This window comes from Microvirga antarctica (assembly GCF_017921815.1).
GTDB classification, from domain to species: Bacteria; Pseudomonadota; Alphaproteobacteria; order Rhizobiales; family Beijerinckiaceae; genus Microvirga; species Microvirga antarctica.
In genome coordinates, this window is the sequence record NZ_JAGEMM010000007.1 from 147,225 (window position 1) to 172,103 (window position 24,879).

The following is a 24,879-nucleotide window of genomic DNA, read 5'->3' on the forward strand; positions in this document are numbered from 1 at the left end:
CCGAAGCATAGGGAGCAACCGCAAGATTAGGCACGTGTGGATATCCTTTTTTCATATTGCGCAAGCCACAGAACAACCTTAATTCCTACAGATAGGTTCGGGTTCAGGAAATTCGAACAACTGAGCTAAGGTTTACCATCATGTTGTCTCATGACCGCGTTTGGGCCGCCGTCGATGCCCTCGCCGCCCGCCACGGGATGACCGCGTCGGGATTGGCACGCAAGGCCGGTCTCGATGCGACCAGCTTCAACAAATCCAAGCGCACCAGTCCCGAAGGGCGCGACCGGTGGCCGTCGACCGAGTCCATCGCGAAGATCCTGCGCGCGACCGGTGCGACCCTAGAGGATTTCCTGCGTCTCGTGGAACCGACCGGATCGCTGCGCCGCTCGATGATTCCCCTGATCGGCATGACCCAGGCCGGAGCGGGGAAATTCTTCACCGACGAAGGCCTGCCGACCAATGTTCCCGGCTGGGACGAAATCGACTTTCCCGATTTCGGCCAGGAGAAAGTCTTCGCGCTCGAAGTCACCGGCGATTCCATGCAGCCTCTGTACCGCGACGGCGATGTGCTCATCATCTCGCCCACCGCAAGTATCCGCAAAGGCGACAGGGTCGTCGTGCGGACCTCCAGCGGTGAGGTTCTGGCCAAGGAGTTGCGCCGGCGTTCGGCGAAAAGCCTGGAACTCGTGTCACTCAACAAGGAGCACGAGGACCGTACGATTCCGAGCGAAGAGGTTGCCTGGGTGGCCCGCATCATGTGGGCACGCCAATAATCGCGCGGCGCCATCCCGTCGTCCGGGCGCTCAGGAACAACAATTTCCGTAACGTCAGGCCGCACGCCCCGTCTCTCGCTCCTTGAGAAACACCGCGTGGTCGCTCACCAATTCGCCGGCGAGCGCCTTGCGGATCAGCGCGCGTGTCTCCGCCACTCCATAGAGCGCCACAAACGATCCGAAGCGCGGGCCGCGTGGCTCGCCGAGCAAGACCTGATAGATCGCGTTGAACCACTCGATGGACACGCCGGGACGTTCGGGCGTTGCCGACTTCGCCTTGAAATCCTGATAGCGCGGGATGGCGCGACCGATATTGTAGATCTCTTCCTGGATGGCTTCGGCGGTCGGCGTCTTGTCGCCGGACTCGAAGGGTGCGAGCGCATCCGACAAGGCCTGCAAGGCCCCGCTCTCCACCTCATCCGGCAGACGATAGGACTTCTGAGGTTTCACGAAATCCTCGAAGTAACGCACTGCCCCGCGCACCAGCAAATCGAGGCGGGGGTGGTTTTCCGGCGATACGCCAGGCGCGTAACGGCGGAGAAAACCCCAGAGAACAGCCGGGTCGTCGGAATTGGCGACAGCCACGAGGTTCAGCAGCATCGAGAACGAGACCGTCGTGCCAGTCTGCGTTCCGCCACTGGCCGCGATCAGCTCCGGAGTTGGCGGCTCGCCTGCATGAAGATGCCAGACCGGATTCATCAGGCGCGCCTTGGCATCCTGCGCCTGATACTTTTCAAGGAACGTCAAGTAATCGTCGACCTGTCGCGGGATGACATCGAAGAAGAGACGCTTGGCCTCGCGGGGCTTGTTGTACATGAAGAGGCTGAGGCTGTCGGGCGTGCCATAGGACAGCCACTCGTCGATCGTCAGGCCGTTGCCCTTGGACTTGGAGATCTTCTGCCCCTTCTCGTCGAGGAACAGTTCGTAATTGAACCCTTCGGGCGGAAGACCGCCCAGCGCCCTGGCGATCTCGCCCGACAGCTTCACGCTGTCGATGAGATCCTTGCCGGCCATTTCGTAATCAACGCCCAGCGCAACCCAGCGCATGGCCCAGTCGGGCTTCCACTGGAGCTTCGCGTGGCCGCCCGTCACCGGGGTTTCGAACCGTTCGCCGGTCTCCGGGTCGCGCCAGACGATCGTGCCGGCATCCACATTGCGCTCGTCAATGGGCACCTGCATGACGATGCCGGTTTTCGGATGCACCGGCAGGAATGGCGAATAGGATTGCTGGCGCTCCGCGCGCAGCGACGGCAGCATGATCGCCATCACGGCGTCGTAGCGTTCCAGCACCGTCATCAGCGTCGTATCGAACCGACCCGATTTGTAGCAGTCGGTGGCCGACAGAAACTCATAATCGAAGCCGAACGCATCGAGGAATTCCCGCAGGCGGGCGTTGTTGTGATGGGCAAAGCTCTCGAACTTGCCGAACGGGTCGGGGACCTGGGTCAGCGGCAGCCCGAGCGAGGCGGCAAGCAGCTCCCGGTTGGGCAGATTGTCCGGGACCTTGCGCAGACCGTCCATGTCGTCCGAAAACGCGATGAGACGCGTGGGGATCGAATCCCCGGTCAGAACCCGGAAGGCGTGGCGGACCATGCTGGTGCGCGACACCTCGCCGAACGTCCCGATATGCGGCAGGCCCGAGGGACCGTAGCCCGTCTCGAACAACGCCTCTGTCTTGCCGGTCCGTTTCAGCCGCTCGACGAGCTTGCGCGCCTCCTCGAAGGGCCAGGCTGTGGCCGTCTGGGCGGCATCGATAAGGGCTTGATCAAAGGGAGTTGAGTGCGACATCGGACCGGTGCTGTTGGAAACGCGGCACACTAGGGAGCGCGCCAGTCCCGGTCAATGCGGCTAGAAGGGGCTCACCGGGAAGAACCGCAGATAGAGTTCCGCGTATTTGCCTTCCTTCCAGAGCTGCTGCAGCGCGTAATCGAAGGCCCGGCGCAGGGTGTCGTCATCCTTGCGGACGATGAAACCGATGCCTTCGCCGAAAAATCGGCTCTCCAGATACGCCCCGCCAGAAAAGGCGCAGCAACCTGCCGAAGCCTCCCCGCCGAGCCAGAGGGACAATCCGAGGCCGTCCGCGAAGACGAAGTCCACTTCGCCGCCTTTGAGGGCGCTTTGGGCGCTGCCGAGATCCGGCAAGGCCTTCAGTGTCGCTCCGCTGGCGAACGCCTTCGCATAGGCTTCCTGTGCCGTTCCGGCCACCACCGCGATGGTCCTGCCGCGAAAATCCTCGGCCGGCGATGCCGTGTGCTGATGATCGACGCGGGTGGCAAAGCGGGCCGGAATCTTGAAATACGGGCCCGTTACGGCAAACCGGTCGCGCAAGGCAACCGTAATCGGAATAGCCGCCGCCACGACGTCCCCTTGCCGGTCGGCCAGCGCATCGAGCAGCATGTCGAAGCGCCGGACCTGGATCGTACACGTAATCGCCAGCCGCTCGCAGGCCGCACGGGCAAGCTCGACCGAGAAACCCGTCGGGCTGCCGTCCGGGCCGGAAAAATGAAGCGGCGGAAAATCGTCATCGACCAGGAAACGGATGGTGCGAAGGCCGGTGAGGTCCGGCTTTTCAAGCTGGACCCGCGGATCCCAGAAATTCGGGATCGCCACCTGGGCGAAGGCTGGCGCGGCGGAAGCCAGAACCGCTGGCAGCAGCATCGCAAGCAAGACCGCGCGGGCTGCCTTGCATGTCCTTCTCATTTGCAATAAGATAACATTCGCTCTTCTGGACAACCCACACCCTCTTGTCACCCGCCAGAGATCCGTGCCTCAGAGATCCGTACGTCGGCCGTCACCAGCCATGAGTGATGGTCTAGACGACAGCGTCCCTCAGTCAACTGCCGGCTCCTTTCAGGTTCCGGTCCCACTGCGCTTTCTCCTCGACCACGGATTTGGGGTCGAGGAACTGGCCGCTACCGCGCGCCTTGCAGACCGCATCGGCGTGAGCGCTGAAATCTGTCTCATCGCTTCCGGCGGGATCGAGGCACCCGCCTATTATCGGGCCCTCGCGCTGCATCTCGGCCTGCCCTTCACGCGCTGGGCGATCGCGACGGACGAGGCTCGGTTTCCGGAAAGCATCGAGGCGGGCATCATGCCCTGCGCGATGCCGCTCCCGGGCCTCGTCCTCGCGCCGCGGGGACAGGCCATCACGAAACTCGCGGCGCATCGGCAGCGTCTGGGGACCGGCGTTGCCATCACCACGCCGGCGAGCCTTCAAAGTGCGGTTCTGCGCGCACGGGCCGCCGCCATCAGCCGCCGGGCCTCTTACGCCCTTCTGGAATGGAGATCGTCGCTCTGCAGCGAGCCGGCCTGGACGGGGGCCCAATTGGGCGCGTTCTGTCTCGGGCTGCTGGTCCTTATGCTGAGCCTCAGCCGGGGGCTTGCGACGCCGCTCGTTGCGCTCGGGCTTGCGGCCAGCCCGCTTTTCCTCGCCATGGTCGTCACGCGGTTGGCCGCGTGTCTTCTTCCTAACCCCATCGAGCCCGGCTTGCCCTCGACCCCGATTTCCGACCGCGATCTGCCGATCTACACGGTGATCGTCGCGCTCTTCCAGGAAAGAAGGGTCCTGGCAAAGCTGCTGGCATCGCTTTCTCGGCTGGATTACCCGCCCGCGAAGCTCGATGTGAAACTGGTCATCGAGGCGGACGACCGACAGATGCAAGAGGCGCTGGCGGAAGTTGCGCTGCCGGGTTTCATGGAAATCGTCGTCGCGCCGCCGGGCTTTCCCCGTACCAAACCGCGTGCGCTCAATGTGGCGCTGCCCTTGGCGCGCGGCGACCTCACGGTGATCTACGATGCCGAAGACGATCCGGACCCCGGTCAGTTGCGGCTGGCCGCATCCCGGTTTGCGCATGCATCTGCGGCGATCGGATGTCTGCAGGCGCGCCTGACCATCGACAACACCCATGATACGTGGCTGACGCGGATGTTCACCATCGAATACGCGGCGTTGTTCGACGTCTTCAACCCCGGCCTCGCCGACATGGGAAGCCCTTTGCTGCTGGGAGGCACCTCCAATCATTTCCGGACCGGGACCCTGCGAGCGATCGGTGCATGGGATGCCTGGAACGTGACGGAGGACGCCGATCTGGGAATTCGGCTGGCCCGCTTCGGCTATCGGGTCGCGGACCTGCCCTCGTCGACGCTTGAGGAGGCACCTGGCGATCTCGCCGCCTGGATGAAGCAACGAACGCGGTGGATGAAAGGCTTCATCCAGACGGTGATCGTCCATTCGCGCGACCCGGGCCGTACGTTCCGGGAACTCGGCCTATGGCGCTTCTACGGAGCGATGACCGTGACCGCCGGCACGGTGGTGAGCGCCCTCGGATTTCCCATATTCACGGTGTTTCTCGCGTGGCGCTGGGCGAGCGGTGCTGACACCGCTTCCTCGCTCTGGCAGGCCTTCGAACGCACGATCAGCGCGACGCTGTTCGTTGCCGGCGGCGCTGCCATCTATTTGCCCGCCGCCGTGGCTCTGGCGCGGCGGCGGTTGTGGCGGCTTCTGCCGTGGGTGCTCTTGCTGCCGGCCTATTATTGCCTGGTCAGTATCGCCGCCTGGCGTGGATTGTGGGAGCTTATCCGCACCCCGTTTCACTGGAACAAGACCGATCACGGGCTTGCCCGAACCTCAAGGCGTTCGATCGGCTCAGAAACACCACGCGAGCCCGGACATCACCATGTCCTGGAAAACCGCAGCGCCCTGGTGCCACCACAAAATTCCGCCCATCCCGATGAGGCACGCCACCGCACCGGCGAACAGGCCGCGGCCCAGCCAGGGATCGTGCAGCCTGCGTTGTTCGGTTTCGAGCGGTCTCGACATGAGCCTTCCTAGCGCTGCCGACAGTCTAGCAGAGGCCAGGATCGATCCCAACCCCCGAGGAGCGAGGAAGACCGCGTCGTGTCCTGTCCTCCGCCGCAGGCTTCTCAAACACTGCCTGGGGCCGCTCACCTGCGATCCAGGCGATTCAAACCTTGCCAGATGATGAGAACAAAAGTAGAACATTGATGAGAGATAGCAGCGCATGACGAGGAGTTTCGCGATGGCCGGAAGCGTGAACAAGGTGATCCTGGTGGGAAATCTCGGGCGGGACCCGGAGGTGCGGCGGCTTGGCTCAGGCGAGCCGGTCGTGAGCCTGCGCGTCGCCACATCCGAGACCTGGAAGGACAAGGCGACGGGCGAGCGCAAGGAAAAGACCGAGTGGCATGCGGTCGTCATTTTCAACGAGAACCTCGCCAAGGTGGCGGAGAGCTACCTGAAGAAGGGCTCGAAGGTCTATCTCGAGGGGCAGTTGCAGACCCGCAAGTGGCAGGATCAGTCGGGCCAGGAAAAGTACACGACCGAAATCGTGCTCCAGCGCTTTCGGGGCGAGCTGACGATCCTCGACAGTCGGGGCGCGCAGGGTGCCGGCGACCCGGACGAGGGCGGGGGCACCAGCCGGGATGGCGAGTTTGGGTCTGCGTCACCGCTGCAACGGCGCCCTGCTTTGGTGGCGTCAGGCGGCGGTTCGTCCCGCTACAGCCATATCGACGACGACATTCCATTCTAGCCTCTCGGTCACCGGCGAGCCATCTGAAGACCGGCCTTGGCGGAACGGTTTGCTGCGGCCCACGTTAAGGAGCAAGCTGGGCCATACGTGCGCCGGCGGTTCCTTTTATGGGGGAGGCCTCCGTGGGCGTTTCAGGGGCGACACGAGTCGACAGACGATGACAGATCTCGACAGCTTCCGCTTCAACCGCCTCACACGCCCCGCCTTCCGCTTCGCAAAGCGGGCGATGCCCGGCTTGTCGGCGACGGAGAGCGAGGCGATCGGCGCTGGCGATGTGTGGTGGGACGCTGACCTCTTCACGGGCAATCCCGACTGGTCGAAGCTTCTGGCAACGCCGCCCGCCCGCCTGTCGCCCGACGAGGAGGCGTTTATCGCCGGTCCCGTCGAGGCGTTCTGCGCCATGTTGGACGATTGGCGGATCACCTGGACCGATCGCGATCTTCCCCCGGAGGCGTGGGCGTTTCTGAAAGCCCATCGCTTCTTCGGCATGATCATTCCAAAAGCCTATGGGGGTCTTGGTTTCTCGGCCTTCGCGCATTCCGAAGTCATTCGCAAAATCTCCACTCGTTCGGTTGCGGCAGCGGTCGTCACAATGGTGCCGAACTCCCTCGGTCCCGGCGAGCTTCTCATGCAGTTCGGCACCGAGGCCCAACGCGAATTCTGGTTGCCCCGTCTTGCCGATGGACGGGAGATCCCCTGCTTCGGCCTGACCAGTCCGGAGGCTGGCTCGGACGCTGCCTCGATGACCGATACGGGCGTCGTGTGTCGCGGCCTGCACAACGGTCAAGAGGTGCTGGGCATCCGCCTGAACTGGCACAAGCGCTATATCACGTTGGGGCCGATCGCGACGGTTCTCGGCCTTGCCTTCAAGCTGCACGATCCGGATCATCTCTTGAGCGATCAGGAGGATATCGGCATCACCGTGGCGCTGGTGCGAACCGACACGCCCGGCGTTACGATCGGCCGCCGCCACATCCCCTGCTTCCAGATGTTCCAGAACGGCCCCAACAGCGGCAAGGACGTTTTCATTCCGATGGACGATGTCATCGGCGGCGCCGATCGCGTCGGACAGGGCTGGCGCATGTTGATGAGCGCGCTGGCTGCCGGACGCGGCATCTCGCTCCCCTCCCTGTCGGCTGCGGGCGCGTCTTTCGCCGCCCACGCAACGGGAGCGTATGCGCGCATTCGCGAGCAGTTTCACGTGCCGATCGGGAAGTTCGAGGGCGTGCAGGAAAAGCTCGCGCGCATCGCAGGCATCGCCTACCTGCTCGACGGGGCCCGGCGCCTGACTTGCGCCAGCCTCGACCAGGGCCACCATCCGGCTGTCATTTCGGGCATCATGAAACTGCATGCAACCGAGCGCATGCGCATCGCCTTGAACGATGCCATGGATGTTCATGCGGGCAAGGCGGTGATCGACGGCCCGCATAATTACATCGGCAACTTTTATCGGGCGATCCCGGTCGGCATCACGGTCGAAGGCGCCAATATCCTGACCCGCTGTCTGATCATCTTCGGACAGGGATCCATCCGCAGCCATCCCTATCTGCTGCAGGAATTGCAGGCGCTTGGCGATCCCGACGAGGAGGCCGGCCTCGTCGCCTTCGACCAGCATTTCTGGGCGCATGTGGGGCATGCGGTGAAAACCCTGTTTCGTGCGTGGGGCCGCAGCTGGACCGGTGGATTGCTGGCGCCTGCGCCGCGCGCCGGTGCCGCGACCGGATTTTACCGCCAGCTCGGGCGCTATGCGGCGGCGTTTGCGCTTGCGGCCGATTTCGCGTTCCTGACCATGGGCGGGGCGCTCAAGCGCAAGGAGCTCATGTCCGCCCGCTTTGGCGACATTCTGTCGGAGCTTTACCTGCTTTCGGCCGCCCTGAAGCGGTGGGAAGACGAGGGCCGCCAGCCCGAGGACCTGCCGCTGCTGCGCTATTGCATGGCGACAGGGTTCCAGACCATCGAGAAGAGCTTCGCGGACATCTTCATCAACCTACCGAACCGGCCCATCGCGTGGCTGCTGAAATTTCTGATCCAGCCCCTGGGCGTGCGGGCGATGGGGCCATCCGATCGCCTCATGGGCGAATGCGCCAACATCCTCATTTCGCCAAGTGCCGCGCGCGATCGCCTGACGGCTGGTCTTTACCACGGCGGGGGCGACGATGGCTTGGCGCAACTCGAGCGCGCCTTTGCGCTCGTCACCCAGACCGAACCGATCCGCGACAGGTTGAAGGCCGCCGGTCACCGCGACTGGCGCGCGGCGCGCGATGCCGGGTTCCTGTCGGCCGATGACGCCCGTCGCCTCGAAGAACGCGACGCGGCGGTTGCGGCCGTGATCGCTGTCGATGATTTTGCTCCGGAGGAGCTTGCTCCCGCAACCTCCACCCTGACCTCAGCCGAAGGAGGCCTCCCATCGCCGACTCAGCCCAGACCTCATCTGAACCTGGCAGGGGAGTAGACGGCAGGCCCGTCTATATCGTCGACGGATCGCGTACGCCCTTTCTCAAGGCGCGCGGCGGTCCCGGGCCATTCACTCCCGTCGACCTCGCCGTCCAGTGTGGGCGACCCCTCCTGCTGCGCCAGCCATTTGCTCCGGATGCCTTCGACGAGGTGATCCTCGGCTGCGTCAACGTCATCGCCGACGAGCAGAATCCGGCACGTGTCGCCGCGTTGCGCCTCGGCATGGGAGCCGCCATGACGGCGTTCACGGTGCAGATCAATTGTGGGTCGGGAATGCAGTCGATCGACACCGCCTTCCGCACCATCCGCGAAGGGTCCGCCGACCTGATCCTCGCAGGCGGCACCGAGGCTCTGAGCCATTCGCCGCTTATTCTGCGGGAAGCCGCGGTGGAATGGTTCGCTGCTCTGAGCAGCGCAAAGGGCGCTGTCGCCAAGGCAAAGGTGCTGGCGAATTTCCGGCCCGATTTCGCCGTCCCGGTCATCGGCCTCGAGCGCGGTCTTACCGATCCGGTGGTCGATCTCAACATGGGACAGACCGCCGAGATCGTCGCGCACCTCTTCGACATCTCCCGCCTTCAGGCTGACGAATACGCTGTCGAGAGCCATCGTCGGCTGGCCCGCGCACAGGCCGAGGGATATCTGGCCAACGAGGTCGTGCCGGCCTTCGCTCGCGACGGCACCGTGTACGAGCAGGATAACGGCGTGCGGCCGGACTCCTCTGTGGAAAAGCTGGCGCAGCTGAAGCCGGCTTTCGAGAAGCCGTGGGGCAAAGTCACGCCGGGAAACAGCTCGCAGATTACCGACGGCGCCTCATGGGTCATCCTGGCATCCGAAAAGGCCGTCAAAGAGCACGGCCTGCAACCGATCGCGGTGATCCGCGACAGCGAGTGGTCGGCACTTGATCCATCTATCATGGGCCTGGGCCCGGTTCTCTGCTCGAGCACGTTGATGAAGCGGCATCGACTGTCCCTCGACGACATCGCCTTGTGGGAACTGAACGAGGCTTTCGCCGCGCAGGTCCTCGCGTGTCTGGCAGCCTTCGAAGATGAGGATTTCTGCCGGCGCGTCCTGGGATGGGAGGGAGCGGTCGGACGTATCGACCGCGACAGGCTGAACGTCGACGGCGGCGCCATCAGTCTCGGCCATCCCGTCGGCACGAGCGGCAACCGCATCGTGCTGCACCTCGTCAACGCCATGCGACGCCTCAACCTCAAGCGGGGCATCGCAACAGAATGCATCGGCGGCGGCCAGGGCGGCGCCATGCTCATCGAGATCGTCTAGGAGGGCATGGTGCAGGACAAGGTTTGGTCAGCGCTCAAAGAGCGCGACATGGAACGCGGCCCCCGTCCCGATGCGTCCGGGAGTGTTTGGGAAAACTGGCGCATGGCGCTGGATTCGAACGGGGTCGCGTGGCTCACGCTCGACAAGAAGGATGCGAGCGCCAACACGTTGTCCGAAGACGTGATGCGTGAACTCGACGGGATTCTGGCGGGGCTTGAGCGCAATCCTCCGAAAGGGCTGGTGATCCGATCAGCCAAGGAATCAGGCTTTATTGCGGGCGCCGACATCAATCAGTTCAAGGGCGTCACGGATGCGGAGGCCGTGAAGGCGGCACTTCGCTTCGGCCATGCGGTCGTCGATCGGCTCGAGGCCCTGCCTGTCCCCACGATCGCCGTCATCCACGGCTATTGTCTGGGCGGCGGGCTCGAGATCGCCCTCGCGTGCAAATACCGCATCGCGCGGAACGATGCTTCGCTCGGATTCCCGGAGATTTTGCTGGGGCTTCACCCCGGTCTCGGCGGAACCGCGCGGGCAACGACGCTGATCGATCCGGTCGAAGCCATGACGATGATGCTGACGGGAAAATCCGTCCATGCCAAGAAGGCAAAGGCGCTCGGTCTGGTCGATGCCGTCACCGAGGAGCGCCACATCGCGACAGCGGTTGCGGCGGTCGTCAAGGGTGAGATCCCGTCGGCTCATCAGGGTCTGCGCGCCCGCGTCTTCGACCTTGGCCCGACACGCGCGCTGCTCGCCAAGCGCATGCGCGCCGAGGCCGACAAGAAAGCGCCGCCGGCGCATTATCCCGCCCCTGGGGCACTCATCGACCTGTGGGAGAATTTCGGCGGCGACCGTCGCCGCATGAAACAGGAAGAGATCGAGTCCTTCGCCCGGCTTCTGCTGACAGACACGGCCCAAAACCTGATCCGCGTGTTCTTCCTGCGCGAGCATCTGAAATCGCTTGCCGTCAAAGGCACGCCGCCTGCCCATGTCCATGTCATCGGCGCGGGCGTGATGGGCGGCGATATCGCGGCCTGGTGCGCTTGGCGCGGCATGAACGTGACCCTCGCCGATATGAAAGCCGAGCCCCTCGGCAAGGCGGTCAAGCGCGCCGCTGAACTTTATGGGAAGATCGGTCATTCGAGCATTGCCATTCGCGACGCGCTCGACCGCCTGGTCCCAGACCTCCACGGGGACGGGGTGAAGGGCGCCGACATCGTCATTGAGGCGGTACCCGAGAACGCCGACCTGAAGCACCGGATTTACGCGGATGTCCAGGCGCGGATGAAACCTGGCGCGATCCTTGCCACCAATACCTCAAGCATTCCCCTGGAGACGCTGCGGGCTGGCCTTTTGCACCCGGATCGGTTCGTCGGGCTGCACTTTTTCAATCCCGTGTCCAGGATGCAACTGATCGAAGTCGTGGCGCATGATGGCGTTGGCGAAGACGCGCTGAAAGCAGCGCGCAGTTTTGCGGGTCACCTCGACAGACTTCCCGCCTCCGTCAAAAGCGCGCCCGGATTTCTCGTCAACCGCGCGCTGACACCATACTTGCTCGGAGCGATGCTGATGCTCGGCGAGGGAACGCCGAAAGAAACCATCGACGCGGCAGCCACGCAATTCGGCATGCCGGTCGGCCCCATCGAGCTGGCCGACCAGGTGGGCCTCGATATCTGCCTCGAGGTCGGCGAAATGCTGAAGCGGGAACTCGACCAGCCGATGCCGGAAGCGCCAGCCTTCCTGCGCGAGAAGGTCAAGGCAGGCGACCTCGGGCGAAAGACCGGCCAGGGCCTCTACCCCTGGAAGGATGGCCAAGCCGTGAAGGCAAGCGATACGCCTCCTCCGAGCCCGGAAATGGCCGACAGGCTGATCCTCCCTCTTCTCAACACCTGCGTGGCGATTCTGCGTGAGGGTGTGGCTCCGGATGAGGAGACCATCGACGGCGGAATGATCTTCGGCACAGGGTTCGCACCGTTCCGTGGCGGCCCGTTGGCCTATGCCCGGGCGCGCGGCTTCGAATCCGTCAAACAGGCACTGGAAGCTCTGCAGGCAAAATACGGCGAGCGGTTTCGACCCGATCCCGGGTGGGATACCCTCTCATGATGTCAAGCGGATCTGTGCGTTCGGCGGATCCCGACGCGATCGCCGACCGCATCATCCAGAGCGTGGGTCCCAGGATCGTGCTGGCCCTGCCGCTGGGAATCGGCAAGGCCAATCGTGTGGCGAACGCCCTCTACCATCGTGCGGCGCGGGATCCCTCGATCTCGCTTGAAGTCTTCACCGCCTTGAGCTTGAACAAACCCAGAGCGTCCAGCACCATCGAGCAGCGTTTTTTGGGTCCGATGGTCGAGCGGGTGTTTGGCGCCTATCCCGATCTCGCCTATGTCTCGGCCATCGCCAAGCGTGACTTGCCGCCCAACATCGTTGTCAACGAGTTCTTCTTTCAGGCCGGGCAATGGTTGCATTCGCCCGTGGCGCAGCAGGCCTACATTTCGGCCAATTACACGCATGTCGTTCCGCTGATCCTGCAGCGGGGCGTGAATGTGATCGCACAGCTCGTTGCCCCCTCCGCCGACGGAGCAAGCTTCTCCCTGTCCTCCAACACGGACCTGACGCTTGATCTGCTGCAGGCTAGGCGCGACGGAAAGGCCGACTTCCTGTTCGTCGTCGAGACCAACGCCGAATTGCCCTATATGACGGGCGAGGCTGAGATCGCAGGCGACGCAGTGTCGTATATCCTCGACAGCGACGGCGTCGACTTTCCCCTGTTCGCGCCTCCCAACCGCCCGATCTCGGATGCGGAACACGCTCTTGGGCTGCGCGTCGCATCGCTCATTCCCGATGGCGGCACCTTGCAGATTGGAATCGGCTCCGTGGGCGATGCGGTGGCCCAAGGCTTGATCCTCCGCGAGGCGCACAACCAGGCTTTCACTGCTGCGCTCGACAGCCTCGAGAATTGTCACGCAAAGCGTCACACCGCGCCGTTCGAGCGTGGACTCTATGGGGCGAGCGAAATGTTCGCGCCGGGATTTCTCGCTCTCGCCGAAGCCGGCATCCTTCGCAGGACGGTTGACGGCATCGTGCTTGAGGCCGGATTTTTTGTCGGGCCGAGGGATTTTTATCGCCGCTTGCGCGAGATGCCGGTGAGCCAGCGCGAGCAGTTCCGCATGACGGCGATCTCCGCCATCAATGAGCTCTATGGCGACGAGGCGGCCAAGAGGAAGGCGCGAGTCCAGGCGCGGTTCGTCAACAATGCCATGATGGTGACGGCTCTCGGCGCGGTGGTGTCCGACAGCCTCGACGACGGCCGGGTGGTGAGCGGCGTCGGGGGTCAATACAACTTCGTCGCGCAGGCCTTCGCCCTCGATGGCGCCCGCTCGGTCATCACCCTGCCGGCAACGCGTCGAAGTGCGGGGGCCGTGCATTCGAATGTTCTGTGGAACTATGCGTCGATCACAATTCCCCGCCATCTGCGGGATATGGTGGTGACAGAATACGGCGTCGCGGACCTGCGCGGAAGGACCGACCGCGATGTCATCGTGGCGATGTTGTCCGTCACGGATGCGCGCTTTCAGGATGGACTCCTGAAAGCCGCCAAAGCCGCCCGCAAGATCGAGGGCGGATACAAAATTCCGCCCGCATTTCGACGCAACACGCCGGAGCGTATCGGTCGTGTGATCGATCGGCTGCGCCAGGAGGGCATCCTCGAGGATTATCCCTTCGGCACCGATTTCACGCCGGTGGAACAACGCCTGCTCCCGGCACTCGAATGCCTCAAAACCTCGTCCCCCCTCCAACTGGCGGGCCTGTTGATGCGCGGTCTTCGGGGTGGCGGTTCCGCCGCCGAGATCCTCTGCCTCGAGCGCATGGGCTTTGCAGAGCCGCATACAATCCGCGATCGCGTCTTCGCATCGCTCGTGCGCGGTGCTCTTCGAAGCCGCGGCTCACCCCGCTGAATCAGCCAGCTTGGTCTCGCGCTTCGGCGATCGCCGCAATGGCGAGGCACCCCCTCACGGCCGCATCGTCCGGCCCCATCACGACGGTAAGGCCATAGGCCATCGCCACGCGGCCATAGACATCAACGAGATCGTCGTCGCCGACAACGGCGATCGTGTCCCCGTCCTTGAACCAGCCCAATGCGCGCGCCTCGCGAAACTCCGAGCCGACGACGATCCCCGATAGATAATCTGTCATCTCGGTGGGCTTCAACGCGCCGGAGAGCCAGCCCGTGCGAACGGCAAACAAATGCGACAGGAGCCCCGCCTCCCGCGTATCGTCGCGGATGAACGCAGCCCCACGCAGAAACGCCGACCAATCGGGCGTGTCAGGCTTCGTGGCGGCTTTGGCGAGAAATGAATGCTTGGACAGCGTGCCAAAAATCTCTCCCGTGACGAAAGTCTGGAAGCGCGCGATCGCGCCCTTCTCGATGCGCGCCCATTTCGAATGCGTGCCGGGCAGCACGACGGTTGTGTCGGTGCCCAGACCGAGGCCGACGAGTTGCGTCTCCTCGCCGCGCATCACATCAGGATAGGGCATCGCGGCACGATCCGTCAGGCCGGGAAGGAACGTAATGGTGCCGCCCCCGGACAGAGGCATGATCCTGACCGCAGCCGCGAGCGACTCTGCCGTCGCCGGGGCCGGAACATAGGGCATCTCGACCCAGCCGTTGCGACTGCCGATCATGCCCGCCGCATAAACCGGCAGACGTCCGTGCGCCTTGCGCCAGGGCGCAATCGCCCTTTCGAGCACGGGGGCGAACGCACCGTCGGCCACAGATTGAATCCCCTCGGCAGTCTCAACGCGGTCAACGACGTGGCCGCTCCCGTCGACCAGAAGGGCGCGAAACGACGTCGTGCCCCAGTCAAGAATGATGCGAAGGGTCATGGATATCGTCGTCATGGGAATCCGTCCGAGTGAGGGGCCTGTCTTGACCTTACGGCGTCAGCCGCTTAAGGTCCAATATGAAAAACATGTGGTCCAACATATGGACCTATTGAGGAAATGCGATGCTGAAGGGTATTTTGCCCGTCCTGCCGACGCCTTTTTCCGCGACCGGTGACATTGACGAGGCCGCCATGACGCGGATCGTCGATTTTGCACTGGGGTCGGGCGCAGATGGGCTCGTCTTCCCCGGCTTTGCGAGCGAGGTCGACGAACTGGATGCGCGGGAACGGGCGAGCCTTCTTCGTCTGATCGTCAAGCGCGTCGCTGGCCGCGTCCCCGTCGTGGCCGGGGCCAGCGCTCCCACGGCCGAAGAGGCCATCGCGCATGCCACGGAAGCCGTCGCCATCGGCACTTCGATCGTGATGATCCAGGCTCCGAAGAGCGTCGGTATCGGCGCGGAGGCGGTGGCTGCCTTCTACAAGACGATCGCGGACGCTGTTCCCGGTCTCGAGATCGTCCTGCAGAATGCTCCGGCTCCGCGAGGGTCGGATCTTAAACCCGACGTGATCCTTGAGATCGTCAGAGACAACCCTGCCGTCCGATATGTGAAAGAGGAGACGCTGCCTGCCGGCACCGCCATTACGGCGATCCTCAAGGAAAAGCCCGCTCATCTGATCGGGGTGATTGGCGGCGGCGGCGCGCGCTACATCGTCGATGAATACGCGCGTGGCGCTTGCGGAGCGATGCCGGCGGTCGAGTTCGTCGACGTCCATGTGGCCCTTGACCGTGCGTTTCGGGCGGGCGACGTGGCGAAGGCGCGCGATCTCTACATGCGGACACTTCCGCTGCTCGTGATCCAGGCGAATTTCCGCATGGCCTTCACGAAATACGTGCTGCAGCGCCGCGGCATCATGGACAATCGCCTCGCCCGCGCGACGCTCCCACCGATGGATGCGGGAGATCTGCGAGAGATCGACGCCTGGCTCGATCTGGCGCCCGATCTTCTCACCCGCGCGCCCCTGATCCAGCCCATGCTGGGAGCTGCCGAATGAGCGATCGCGTCGCCAAGGCCGAGGTCTTCTCGATCACCATCCCGCGCGAAACGATCTATCTCGGTGAAGCCCGACCAGGGGAAACCATCAACGAGAAGGGCTACATCGTCCGGAAGGGCAACAGAACGGTTTATCCCACGAGCGATCGCACCGTCGTCATTCGAATCGAGACCGCGAGCGGTGCGGTGGGCTGGGGCGAGACTTACGGGATTGTCGCGCCAGGCGCCGTCATGGCCATCGTCGATGACCTCCTGGGGCCGTATGTGGTCGGGCGCGACCCGCGCGACGTGGTGGTGATCCATGAGGATCTCTACGATCTCATGCGGGTGCGCGGCTATACGGGCGGGTTCTACCTGGACGCGCTGGCGGCCATCGATGTCGCTCTCTGGGATCTTTGCGGCAAACTTGCGAACCTGCCGCTCGTCAAGCTCCTCGGAGGCCAACGCCACGAGACCCTCCCGGCCTACATATCCGGATTGCCGAAGCGCACACGGGCAGAGCGCGCCGCGTTTGCGATGGAGTGGCAGGCAAAGGGATTTTCCCGTTTCAAGTTTGCGGCGCCGGTCGCCGATGACGGCCTTGCGGCCGAAATGGAGACCCTGCGCGAAGAGCTGGGTCCAGCCGCCCGGATTGCATGCGACATGCATTGGGCACACACGGCCGAGCAAGCCATCGGCGAGATCCGGGCGATGGAGCCGCACGGCTTGTGGTTCGCCGAAGCGCCCGTGAAGCCTGAGGACGTCGCGGGCCTTGCGCACGTGGCTGCCCACGTCTCGACGACAGTCGCGGCAGGCGAAGAATGGCGTACGGTGTTCGATCTCGTCCCGCGGGTTGCGCAGCGCGCCTGCGGCATCATTCAGCCGGAAATGGGCCACACGGGCATCACCGAATTTCTGCGCATCGCGCAATACGCGCAGGCCCACCACCTTGAGGTTATTCCGCACGCCACGATCGGCATCGGGCTCTTCATGGCAGCAAGCCTTCACGCGAGCTCCGCGCTCTCGGCGGTCACGTGCCACGAATATCAACATTCGATCTTCGAACCGAACCGGCGGCTCGTGACAGGGGATATGGATTGCCATGACGGCGTCTATACTCTGCCGACAGGGCCGGGTTTGGGCGTTGAGCCGTCCGAGGAGGCGCTGAGCCTTCTCCAACAATACAAATAACAAATCAGAACCCGCAACCGGAGGAATCGCCCATGTTGAGAAAGAAACTGATCCTACTCGCCGCGTCCGCCGCCATCGCACTCAGCACCAACGCTGCACTGGCGCAGAGCAAGGTGTTGAAGTTCGTATCCTGGCAGAAGGACGAACGCGGCGTCGGCGACTGGTGGGCTTCCGTCATCAAGGCCTTCGAGGAGGCCCATCCCGGCGTCAAGATCGAATGGACGAAGGTTGAGCGCGGCGCCTATTCGGATACGATGACGACCCTGTTCGCCGGCGGCACGCCGCCCGATATCGTTCACCTCGCGTCGTTCGAATTCCAGAAATTCGCCGAGAACGGCTGGCTTGAGCCGCTTGACCCGAAAATCAAGGAGTCGAAGCTCGATCTGACCGGCTGGGCCGGACAGGACACTTGTGTCTGGAACAAGCAGACCGTCTGCACCATGATGCTCTATTTCGGCTACTTCATGGCCTACAACGAGGACTTGCTGAAGAAAGAGGGTTTGTCGGTTCCAAAGACCTATGACGAATTTCTCGCTGCGGCACAAAAGACCACGAAGGATCTGAACGGGGACGGTATCGTCGACCAATACGGAACCGGCCACGAGACCCGCGGTGGCGGCGGTCAGTACATGAGCGAGATGATGAACTACACGCTTGATGCTGGCGGCCGCTGGACGGATGAGAGCGGCAAGGTCACCATCAACACCCCTCAGATGATCGAGGGCCTGTCGCGCTGGAAGACGATCGTCAAGACCAGCCTGACACCTCGTGACATGTCGGCAGGTGAAGTGCGCCAGCTGTTCGCGGACGGAAAAATCGCCATGAAGACGGATGGCCCGTGGCTGTGGCCGATCATTCAGAAAGGCAAGGCAAAGGACCAGATCAAGACCGCCATGGTGCCGTTCACTCCACCCGTCGGCGGCTCGTCCAACGTGCTGGCGATTGCGGCGGATATCTCGCCGGAGAACAAGAAGCTGGTGTGGGATTTCATCACCATCGCGACCTCGGACAAGTTCCAGTCGACCTACGCCACGCTGGGCGCATCGCCACCCCCGAGCCCCCGTGCGGACATCAGCGCTGCCAAGGCGGAGAACCCGAACTTCGACCTTCTCGTGCAAGCAACCCAGGCCGCCTCAAAGGCCAAGGTTGACCGCATTCCGAAGGGCCTGGAAATCCAGTTCAACGAATTCTCCAAGATGATCATGGAAGAATCGCAGCGCATGATCATCCAGGATCTGGACCCCAAGATCGTGGCAGCCACCATGCAGCAGAAGGCCGAAGCGCTTCAGAAGCAGTAGCAGCCGCACTCATCCGCCAACGGTCGCGCCGCCGGCGCGACCGTCATCGACCTGGGATAACGGGGGGCTCATGAAGCTCGGATTCAATCTCGATTTGGCACGACCAAGTCGCCGCCATTGGCTGGGCTATCTTCTCCTGGCGCCAGCCGTCATCCTGATCGCGCTCATCATCGTCTACCCGTTGCTCGTCTCCATCGACCTGTCGTTCCAGAACGTCAATATCGCTCGCCTGGATCAGCCGAGGAAGCCCTTCACGACGGCCAATTACGAGCGGCTGTTCAGCTCGCCGGATTTCTGGAACGCGACCTGGGTAACCTTGAAGCTGGTCGTCATCGTCAGCTTCTTCTGCTTCCTGCTCGGGCTCGGCACAGCGCTTCTCGTCAACAACAAGTTCAAGGGCCAGGCGCTGGCCCGCCTGCTCGTTGCCCTCCCATGGGCCGTGCCGGAAGTCGTGGCCGTGGTCATCTTCGCGTGGATGTTCGATTCCTCATTCGGGCTCATCAACTGGATCTTCATCAAGCTCGGCCTCATCGACACCACCGTGAGCTGGTTCTCGTCTCCCACGGCGGCCTTCATCGTCGTCTGCATCACGATGATCTGGAAGGGCTATCCGTTTGTGTCGATCATGATGCTGGCAGGCCTCCAATCGATCCCCGAGGATTTCTACAACGCGGCGCGCGTGGACGGTGCGAATGCGTGGCAGCGCCTGGTGAACATCACGATTCCGTCCCTCATGCCGGTGCTCGGAGTAACGCTCGTCCTCGTCATGCTGTGGGTCTTCCGCGACTTCTCCATCATCTACATCCTGACCGGCGGTGGTCCCCTCAAAGCGACGCAGACCCTGTCGATCATGACCTACGAACAAGCGTTCAGCTTCTTCAAGATGGGCTATGCGTCCGCCATCGGCGTCGTGACGCTGGTTGTGTGTGTGATCGCCAGCCGCCTGATGATCGGCCGCGCGCCGGACACTATTTGAAGGGCTCATGGTCATGAAAACCCGCTCGCTCAACCGCATTATTCTCTACGCTTCCGTCGTGGCCGTGTGTGCGTTTCTGGTCTTCCCGATCTATTGGCTGTTTATCACCGCGATCTCGCCACCCGATCAATTGCGCGCGTTGCCGCCAAAATTCTGGCCGGACGTCCCGCGCTGGGATGTCTTTGCCGCGATCATCCGCGAACGGCCGCTGCTCCTGTGGCTCAGCAACTCGGCGCTTGCTGCCCTGGGCAGCGTCATCATCTCGATGGCCGTGTCGGTCCTTGCAGGCTACAGCCTGTCGCGGTTCAGGGTCCGTGGTGGCCAATCCCTCGGACTTTTCATTCTGACGGCCAAGATGCTGCCGGCCACCCTGCTGGTCATTCCCTTGTTCGGCATCTTCCGGTCCGTCGATCTCATCGGTAGCCTGTGGTCGATCATTCTGGCTCACGCGACGCTGATCATCCCGTTCACGACGTGGATGTTGAAGGGCTATTTCGACACCATCCCGCGCGAGCTTGAACAGGCCGCCATGGTGGATGGCTGTTCACCCTTCGGCGCCATGGTCCGCGTGATCCTGCCGGTCTCGGCGCCTGGCCTGGCCGCGACGGCTCTCTATGGCTTCGTGCTGTCGTGGTCGGATTATGCTTATGCTCGCACCTTCCTGACGAACGCCCAAACAAACTGGACGGCCAATCTCGGCATCACCACCATGAAGGGCGAGTACATCTCGAACTGGGCCGATATCTCGGCTGCGTCGATCCTCGTCGCCCTTCCGGTCGTCGTCATTTATCTCTTTCTCGAGCGCTATCTCGTTGGCGGTTTGACCGCTGGCGCGGAAAAGTAGTGGAGTCGCCTGATGGCCGGTATTCGCATTGAGCACGTGACCAAAACCTATGGCTCGCTGAGCGTGCTCAAAGACTTCTCTCTCGATATCGCGGACGGCGAGTTCGTGGTGTTTGTCGGTCCTTCCGGCTGCGGCAAGTCCACCATGCTCAAGATTCTTGCGGGCCTTGAGGAGGCGTCCTCAGGGACCGTGCACATCGGGGGACGCGACGTCACCGACATGGCACCCGGTGATCGCGACATCGCCATGGTGTTCCAGAACTATGCGCTCTATCCGCATCTGACGGTCCGCAAGAATATGGGCTTCGGCCTGAAGATGCGGGGAACGCCGGCGGATGTGATCGATCAGCGGGTGGCCAATGCGGCCAAAATTCTCGGCATCGATCATCTTCTCGATCGGCGGCCAAAAGCGCTTTCCGGGGGCCAGCGCCAGCGTGTAGCCCTGGGACGCGCCATCGTGCGCGAGCCGCAGGCCTTTCTGATGGACGAGCCTTTGTCCAATCTGGACGCCAAGCTGCGCGTTCACACGCGCGCCGAGATCAGCGCGCTTCACCATCGGCTGGGCGTCACCACGATCTATGTGACGCACGACCAGATCGAGGCCATGACTATGGCCGATCGGATCGTGATCATGAAAGATGGGCTGATCCAACAGATCGCGGATCCGGACACGATGTTCCGACGGCCGGCCAATCTCTTCGTTGCCGGATTCATCGGCTCTCCCGGCATGAACTTTCTGCGGTCGCCAGTCTTTGACCGTGCCGGCGTTCCGACGGTACGCCTCTTCGGCCGGGAGGTCGCCCTGCAGGCTTCCGCTTCCCTCGTCGGCCGCGACATTGTCGTCGGTCTGCGCCCCGAGCATATCGCCGCCGGGGCCGGGCCCGTCACGTTCGAGGTGCAACCGCGGCTGGTGGAAAGCCTCGGCAGCGAGAAATACGTCTATCTGGACGTGCCGGAAGAGAATCGAACGCAGGTCGCACGCATCGAGAACAGTGATGACGAGGAGCGTCCTACTGACACGATCATTGCCAGGCTGATCAATCCGGATGAGCGGGCAATCGGCAAGCACATCACTCTCTCGTTCGACCCCGCGCACCTGCATCTCTTCGATGCGAAGACCGAAATCGCCATACAGTGAGAAGACGACCATGACCATTGTTGTGACCGGAAGCGCAGGCCGGGTCGGCTCGAAAGTCGCGCAGCGCCTTCTCGCTATGGGCGAGCGGGTGACCGGGTTTGATCTCAAGCCTTCGGGCATTGCCCACGCGGGCTACCGTGAGGTGACCGGAGCGTTTGATGACCGGGAAGCCGCAGCCGATGCGGTGACAGGCGCGCGGGCCATCCTCCATCTCGGCGCCTTCATGTCATGGCTCCCGGCCGATTCCGAGAAACTGCACCGCGCCAATGTCGACGGGACGCGGATCCTTCTTGAGGAGGCAGCCAAGGTCAAGCCCGAGCGCGTCATCTTTGCAAGTTCAGGGGAGGTCTATCCCGAGAACGTGCCGGATTACCTTCCAGTTGACGAGAACCACCCACTCAAGCCGCGTTCACCCTATGGGCTCACAAAGCTTCTGGGCGAAGAGCTTGTCCGCTTCACCGAACGGGTGGCAGGAATTCCTGCAACGATTCTGCGCTTCTCGCACACGCAGGATGCCGTGGAACTGCTGGACCCCGCGAGTTTTCTCTCCGGCCCGCGCTTCTTTCTGCACGCGAAGATTCGTCAGCAGGAGAGCTTCGGCAATACCGCGGCTGTTGCCCTGCTCAAGGCGATTGATGACGGCACCGAGACACTCGTCATCTCACGCAACGAGAATGGGCGACCGTTCAAGATGCACATCACCGACACACGGGACATGATCGACGGGATCCTGCTGTCGCTTTCCAACGAGAAAGCGGCTGGGCGAACCTACAATCTCGGCGCGACGGCCCCAGTCGACTTTTCCGCGGCCATGCCGTTGATGGCAGAATTGACGAAGTTGCCCATAAAGACCATCGATCTGCCAGGAAGCGGCGTATTCTATGAGACATCGAACGCGCGGATCCGCAACGAGCTGGGATTTGAGCCACAATGGACAATCGACCGCATGATCGCCGAGGCGGCCGCAGCCTGGAACAGCAGGATGCAAGCCGCCTGACGATGGAGAGCGCGCATGTTCCGACACCCGAGGAGCGTGACGTTCCGACCGGCGCGGCCGCCCTCGCCAAAGGGCTCTATCTGCTCGAGGTGATCGGCGAGCAGGCAAGCCCGCCTCGCTTCAAGGATCTTCAGGCGGCAACGAACCTGTCCAAGGGGACGCTGGCGCGCATGCTGAACACCCTGGTGCTGTTTCGCCTGGTGAGACACGAGGAAAGCGACAACACCTATCGCCTCGGCAACCGGCTCTTCGAACTCGCCCATCGCGTCTGGGAGTCGTTTGACCTACGCGGAGCAGCCACGCCCGTCCTGGATCGACTGGCGGACGAAACGCGCGAGACGGTTGCCCTCTGCTCCGTCGACAACAACGAGGTGTTGTACATTGATCAGAAGAGCCGCGGCGGCGCATTCGGCTTTCGCATCGAAATCGGTCGGCGCGCTCCCCTGCACTGCACGGCTGGGGGCAAGACACTGCTCGCGTTTGCGTCCCCGCACGAGCGGCGCGCCATGCTCGACCATCTCCCTCTGGAGCGGTTCACCGATCGGACGATCACCGACGACGAGGCGCTCGTCGCCGACCTCGCTCTCGTGCGCGCCCGCGGCTACGCAATCTCGCTCGAGGAGCACGTGTCGGGAGTCGTTTCCGTGGCGGCTCCGATTTTCGACCATACGGGACGGGCTGTCGCCGCCATCGGCGTCTTCGGGCCGAGCTCGCGCCTGTCGCATGATCGACTTCACACGACCGGGCGAGATCTCATGGCAGCCGCGCGCCAGATTTCGGGAAATGTGGGTGCGATGCCGATGAACATCACACCCCAGACGCGAACGCGGCCTGTCGCCGACAGCGAGGCGGAATGCGTGCTTCCATGGGGAGCGCATCTGGCTGAGGGGCCGGTCTGGATTCCCCACGAAAAGCGTCTTTACTGGGTGGATATTCTGGCTCCATCGGTCCATCGCTTCGACCCTGCAACGCGAGCCAACGAAGAAATTCTGCTTCCCCGTCTCGTCAGCGCAGTGGTTCCCCGTCGCGGAGGCGGACTTGCGGCGTTGACGCAAGACGGTCTGGAAGCCCTTCAGTTCGAAACGGGCAAACTCGAGCCCCTCGTCGATCCCGAGGCCGAGATTGCCGATAACCGTTTCAACGACGGCAAGTGCGACCGGCTGGGTCGGCTTTGGGCCGGCACCATGCGGCTGGATGCGAGCCGTGCCACTGGCGGTTTGTACCGGATCGCCGGCGACAAAACCTGGAACCGGATGGCGAACGGCTTTACCGTCGCCAACGGCCTCGATTGGAGTCCTGACGGCCGCACATTCTACTTTGCGGATTCCGTTCCGGGGCGCATCTACGCCTACGACTTCGATCTCTCGTCAGGCACCATCGAGAACCGGCGCGTCTTTGCCGAGGTCGATCCCAACGAGGGTCGGCCGGATGGGCTCGCCGTCGATAGCCAGGGATTTGTCTGGTGCGCGATCTGGGATGGCTGGTGCGTGCGCCGCTACGCGCCAGACGGGAAACGGGAACGGGAACTGCGTCTGCCGGTGCCTCGCCCGACCAGCGTGGCGTTCGGCGGCGATGACTTCAAGACGATGTTCATCACCACGGCAAGGATCCGCCTGCCCTCGCGCGTTCTGGCAGAGGCGCCGTTTTCCGGTGGATTGTTTGCGGCTCCTGCGCCAGCAGCAGGCCTGCCTGTTTCAGAGTTCGCCGGCTGATGACTGCGATCTATCCTGACCTCGCCGGCCGGACTGCGCTCGTCACCGGAGGTGCTGACGGAATCGGGCGAGCGGTTGTAGAAGCGTTCGCGGCCCAGGGGATGACGGTTGCGTTCTTGGATATCAACCGCCACGCGGGTGAAGCTCTTGCCACAGAACTTTGCGGGAAGGGTCATCAGGCATTCTTCGGTTGCGTCGACTTGCGTGACGTCCCTGCAACGATTGCGGCGATTGCGCATCTGCGAGAGACCGCTGGCGCATTTTCCATCTGTGTGAACAATGCCGGCCACGACGAGCGCCACCGTTTCGCGGACCTCTCTGTGGCGGAATGGGACGAACGATTTGCGGTCAATCTTCGCCCGATGATGTTCGTCAGTCAGTCAGTAACCGACGACATGCGGCAGCGCGGCTGCGGCTCGATCATCAACCTCGGTTCCACATCCTGGATGCAGGGAGCCCCCGGTCTCATCGCCTACACCACGGCCAAATCAGCCGTGATCGGATTCACGAGATCACTGGCGCGAGAGGTCGGCTCGGATGGAATCCGGGTGAACTGCGTGACGCCCGGCTGGGTGATGACAGAACGTCAGCGGACGCGGTGGTTCACGCCGGAAAAGTGGGAGGCCGCACAGGCCCGCCAATCCATCAAGGGCGAGATCAGGCCGGCCGATGTGGCGGCGATGATCTTGTTCCTGGCGTCGGACCAATCGCGCATGTGCACTGGGCAGAATTTCATTGTGGATGCCGGTGTTGTCTGAA

Annotated in this window: 19 protein-coding genes; 16 read left to right on the top strand and 3 right to left on the bottom strand. The window is 63.0% G+C overall.

The features are described from left to right. Window positions 1–140 precede the first annotated feature (140 nt). Complete coding sequence (locus J4G32_RS18690) at window positions 141–773, top strand: S24 family peptidase (protein ID WP_210497065.1); 633 nt, start codon at window positions 141–143, stop codon at window positions 771–773. Between the two features lie 54 nt (window positions 774–827). On the opposite strand, the gene J4G32_RS18695 is transcribed toward J4G32_RS18690, so the two are convergent. Then, a complete protein-coding gene (locus J4G32_RS18695) occupies window positions 828–2,561 on the bottom strand; it encodes a lysine--tRNA ligase (RefSeq protein ID WP_210497066.1) in 1,734 nt (577 codons plus the stop codon). A 60-nt stretch (window positions 2,562–2,621) separates the two neighbouring features. After that, on the bottom strand, window positions 2,622–3,431 hold the full coding sequence (locus J4G32_RS18700; protein ID WP_246505288.1) for a transporter substrate-binding domain-containing protein: 810 nt from the start codon (window positions 3,429–3,431) through the stop codon (window positions 2,622–2,624). Window positions 3,432–3,573: 142 nt separating this feature from the next. On the opposite strand from J4G32_RS18700, the gene J4G32_RS18705 reads away from it, so the two are divergent. The 6 genes from J4G32_RS18705 (at window position 3,574) to J4G32_RS18730 (ending at window position 14,007) form a co-directional block, all read left to right on the top strand. Then, entirely contained in the window at window positions 3,574–5,604 is a 2,031-nt protein-coding gene (locus J4G32_RS18705; protein WP_210497068.1) for a glycosyltransferase, read from the top strand. Between the two features lie 208 nt (window positions 5,605–5,812). Beyond that, window positions 5,813–6,319: a single-stranded DNA-binding protein gene (ssb, locus tag J4G32_RS18710; protein WP_210497136.1), complete on the top strand. Its 507-nt coding sequence runs from the start codon at window positions 5,813–5,815 to the stop codon at window positions 6,317–6,319. A gap of 157 nt (window positions 6,320–6,476) precedes the next feature. Beyond that, window positions 6,477–8,771: an acyl-CoA dehydrogenase gene (locus J4G32_RS18715; RefSeq protein WP_210497069.1), complete on the top strand. Its 2,295-nt coding sequence runs from the start codon at window positions 6,477–6,479 to the stop codon at window positions 8,769–8,771. Further along, entirely contained in the window at window positions 8,726–10,054 is a 1,329-nt protein-coding gene (locus tag J4G32_RS18720) for an acetyl-CoA C-acetyltransferase (protein ID WP_210497137.1), read from the top strand. The genes J4G32_RS18715 and J4G32_RS18720 overlap by 46 nt, the downstream gene beginning before the upstream one ends. Window positions 10,055–10,063: 9 nt before the next feature. Then, window positions 10,064–12,154, top strand: a complete 2,091-nt coding sequence (locus tag J4G32_RS18725) for a 3-hydroxyacyl-CoA dehydrogenase NAD-binding domain-containing protein (RefSeq protein ID WP_425515534.1) — start codon at window positions 10,064–10,066, stop codon at window positions 12,152–12,154. Next, the gene (locus J4G32_RS18730; protein WP_246505292.1) at window positions 12,151–14,007 is read left to right on the top strand and encodes an acetyl-CoA hydrolase/transferase C-terminal domain-containing protein; all 1,857 of its coding nucleotides are present in this window, start codon (window positions 12,151–12,153) and stop codon (window positions 14,005–14,007) included. The genes J4G32_RS18725 and J4G32_RS18730 overlap by 4 nt, the downstream gene beginning before the upstream one ends. A 1-nt stretch (window position 14,008) precedes the next feature. Here J4G32_RS18730 and J4G32_RS18735 read toward each other — a convergent pair whose 3' ends face one another. Continuing rightward, window positions 14,009–14,950 (bottom strand): 2-dehydro-3-deoxygalactonokinase, encoded by a 942-nt coding sequence (locus J4G32_RS18735; protein ID WP_210497071.1) that lies wholly within the window; start codon window positions 14,948–14,950, stop codon window positions 14,009–14,011. A gap of 107 nt (window positions 14,951–15,057) precedes the next feature. On the opposite strand from J4G32_RS18735, the gene J4G32_RS18740 reads away from it, so the two are divergent. The 9 genes from J4G32_RS18740 (at window position 15,058) to J4G32_RS18780 (ending at window position 24,878) form a co-directional block, all read left to right on the top strand. Continuing rightward, a complete protein-coding gene (locus J4G32_RS18740) occupies window positions 15,058–15,987 on the top strand; it encodes a dihydrodipicolinate synthase family protein (RefSeq protein ID WP_210497072.1) in 930 nt (309 codons plus the stop codon). Next, window positions 15,984–17,156 (top strand): mandelate racemase/muconate lactonizing enzyme family protein, encoded by a 1,173-nt coding sequence (locus tag J4G32_RS18745; protein WP_210497073.1) that lies wholly within the window; start codon window positions 15,984–15,986, stop codon window positions 17,154–17,156. Before J4G32_RS18740 ends, J4G32_RS18745 begins: the two co-directional genes overlap by 4 nt. A gap of 32 nt (window positions 17,157–17,188) precedes the next feature. Next, window positions 17,189–18,454: an ABC transporter substrate-binding protein gene (locus tag J4G32_RS18750; protein ID WP_210497074.1), complete on the top strand. Its 1,266-nt coding sequence runs from the start codon at window positions 17,189–17,191 to the stop codon at window positions 18,452–18,454. 70 nt (window positions 18,455–18,524) lie between these two features. Beyond that, on the top strand, window positions 18,525–19,430 hold the full coding sequence (locus J4G32_RS18755) for a carbohydrate ABC transporter permease (protein WP_210497075.1): 906 nt from the start codon (window positions 18,525–18,527) through the stop codon (window positions 19,428–19,430). Window positions 19,431–19,443: 13 nt separating this feature from the next. Beyond that, window positions 19,444–20,274, top strand: coding sequence for a carbohydrate ABC transporter permease (locus tag J4G32_RS18760; RefSeq protein ID WP_210497076.1), 831 nt, complete (start codon window positions 19,444–19,446; stop codon window positions 20,272–20,274). Between the two features lie 12 nt (window positions 20,275–20,286). Beyond that, window positions 20,287–21,411 (top strand): ABC transporter ATP-binding protein, encoded by a 1,125-nt coding sequence (locus tag J4G32_RS18765; protein WP_210497077.1) that lies wholly within the window; start codon window positions 20,287–20,289, stop codon window positions 21,409–21,411. A gap of 10 nt (window positions 21,412–21,421) precedes the next feature. Then, window positions 21,422–22,408, top strand: coding sequence for an NAD-dependent epimerase/dehydratase family protein (locus tag J4G32_RS18770; protein ID WP_210497078.1), 987 nt, complete (start codon window positions 21,422–21,424; stop codon window positions 22,406–22,408). 2 nt (window positions 22,409–22,410) lie between these two features. Then, window positions 22,411–24,120 (top strand): SMP-30/gluconolactonase/LRE family protein, encoded by a 1,710-nt coding sequence (locus J4G32_RS18775; RefSeq protein WP_246505331.1) that lies wholly within the window; start codon window positions 22,411–22,413, stop codon window positions 24,118–24,120. Continuing rightward, on the top strand, window positions 24,120–24,878 hold the full coding sequence (locus J4G32_RS18780; protein WP_210497080.1) for an SDR family NAD(P)-dependent oxidoreductase: 759 nt from the start codon (window positions 24,120–24,122) through the stop codon (window positions 24,876–24,878). The genes J4G32_RS18775 and J4G32_RS18780 overlap by 1 nt, the downstream gene beginning before the upstream one ends. Window position 24,879 lies beyond the last annotated feature (1 nt).

Bases quoted from the DNA above. Each gene is read 5' to 3' on its own strand.
- J4G32_RS18690 (WP_210497065.1), top strand. From the start codon at position 141: ATGTTGTCTCATGACCGCGTTTGGGCCGCCGTCGATGCCCTCGCCGCC.
- J4G32_RS18695 (WP_210497066.1), bottom strand. From the start codon at position 2,561: ATGTCGCACTCAACTCCCTTTGATCAAGCCCTTATCGATGCCGCCCAG.
- J4G32_RS18700 (WP_246505288.1), bottom strand. From the start codon at position 3,431: ATGCTGCTGCCAGCGGTTCTGGCTTCCGCCGCGCCAGCCTTCGCCCAG.
- J4G32_RS18705 (WP_210497068.1), top strand. From the start codon at position 3,574: ATGAGTGATGGTCTAGACGACAGCGTCCCTCAGTCAACTGCCGGCTCC.
- ssb (WP_210497136.1), top strand. From the start codon at position 5,813: ATGGCCGGAAGCGTGAACAAGGTGATCCTGGTGGGAAATCTCGGGCGG.
- J4G32_RS18715 (WP_210497069.1), top strand. From the start codon at position 6,477: ATGACAGATCTCGACAGCTTCCGCTTCAACCGCCTCACACGCCCCGCC.
- J4G32_RS18730 (WP_246505292.1), top strand. From the start codon at position 12,151: ATGATGTCAAGCGGATCTGTGCGTTCGGCGGATCCCGACGCGATCGCC.
- J4G32_RS18735 (WP_210497071.1), bottom strand. From the start codon at position 14,950: ATGACGACGATATCCATGACCCTTCGCATCATTCTTGACTGGGGCACG.
- J4G32_RS18740 (WP_210497072.1), top strand. From the start codon at position 15,058: ATGCTGAAGGGTATTTTGCCCGTCCTGCCGACGCCTTTTTCCGCGACC.
- J4G32_RS18745 (WP_210497073.1), top strand. From the start codon at position 15,984: ATGAGCGATCGCGTCGCCAAGGCCGAGGTCTTCTCGATCACCATCCCG.
- J4G32_RS18750 (WP_210497074.1), top strand. From the start codon at position 17,189: ATGTTGAGAAAGAAACTGATCCTACTCGCCGCGTCCGCCGCCATCGCA.
- J4G32_RS18755 (WP_210497075.1), top strand. From the start codon at position 18,525: ATGAAGCTCGGATTCAATCTCGATTTGGCACGACCAAGTCGCCGCCAT.
- J4G32_RS18760 (WP_210497076.1), top strand. From the start codon at position 19,444: ATGAAAACCCGCTCGCTCAACCGCATTATTCTCTACGCTTCCGTCGTG.
- J4G32_RS18765 (WP_210497077.1), top strand. From the start codon at position 20,287: ATGGCCGGTATTCGCATTGAGCACGTGACCAAAACCTATGGCTCGCTG.
- J4G32_RS18770 (WP_210497078.1), top strand. From the start codon at position 21,422: ATGACCATTGTTGTGACCGGAAGCGCAGGCCGGGTCGGCTCGAAAGTC.
- J4G32_RS18775 (WP_246505331.1), top strand. From the start codon at position 22,411: ATGGAGAGCGCGCATGTTCCGACACCCGAGGAGCGTGACGTTCCGACC.
- J4G32_RS18780 (WP_210497080.1), top strand. From the start codon at position 24,120: ATGACTGCGATCTATCCTGACCTCGCCGGCCGGACTGCGCTCGTCACC.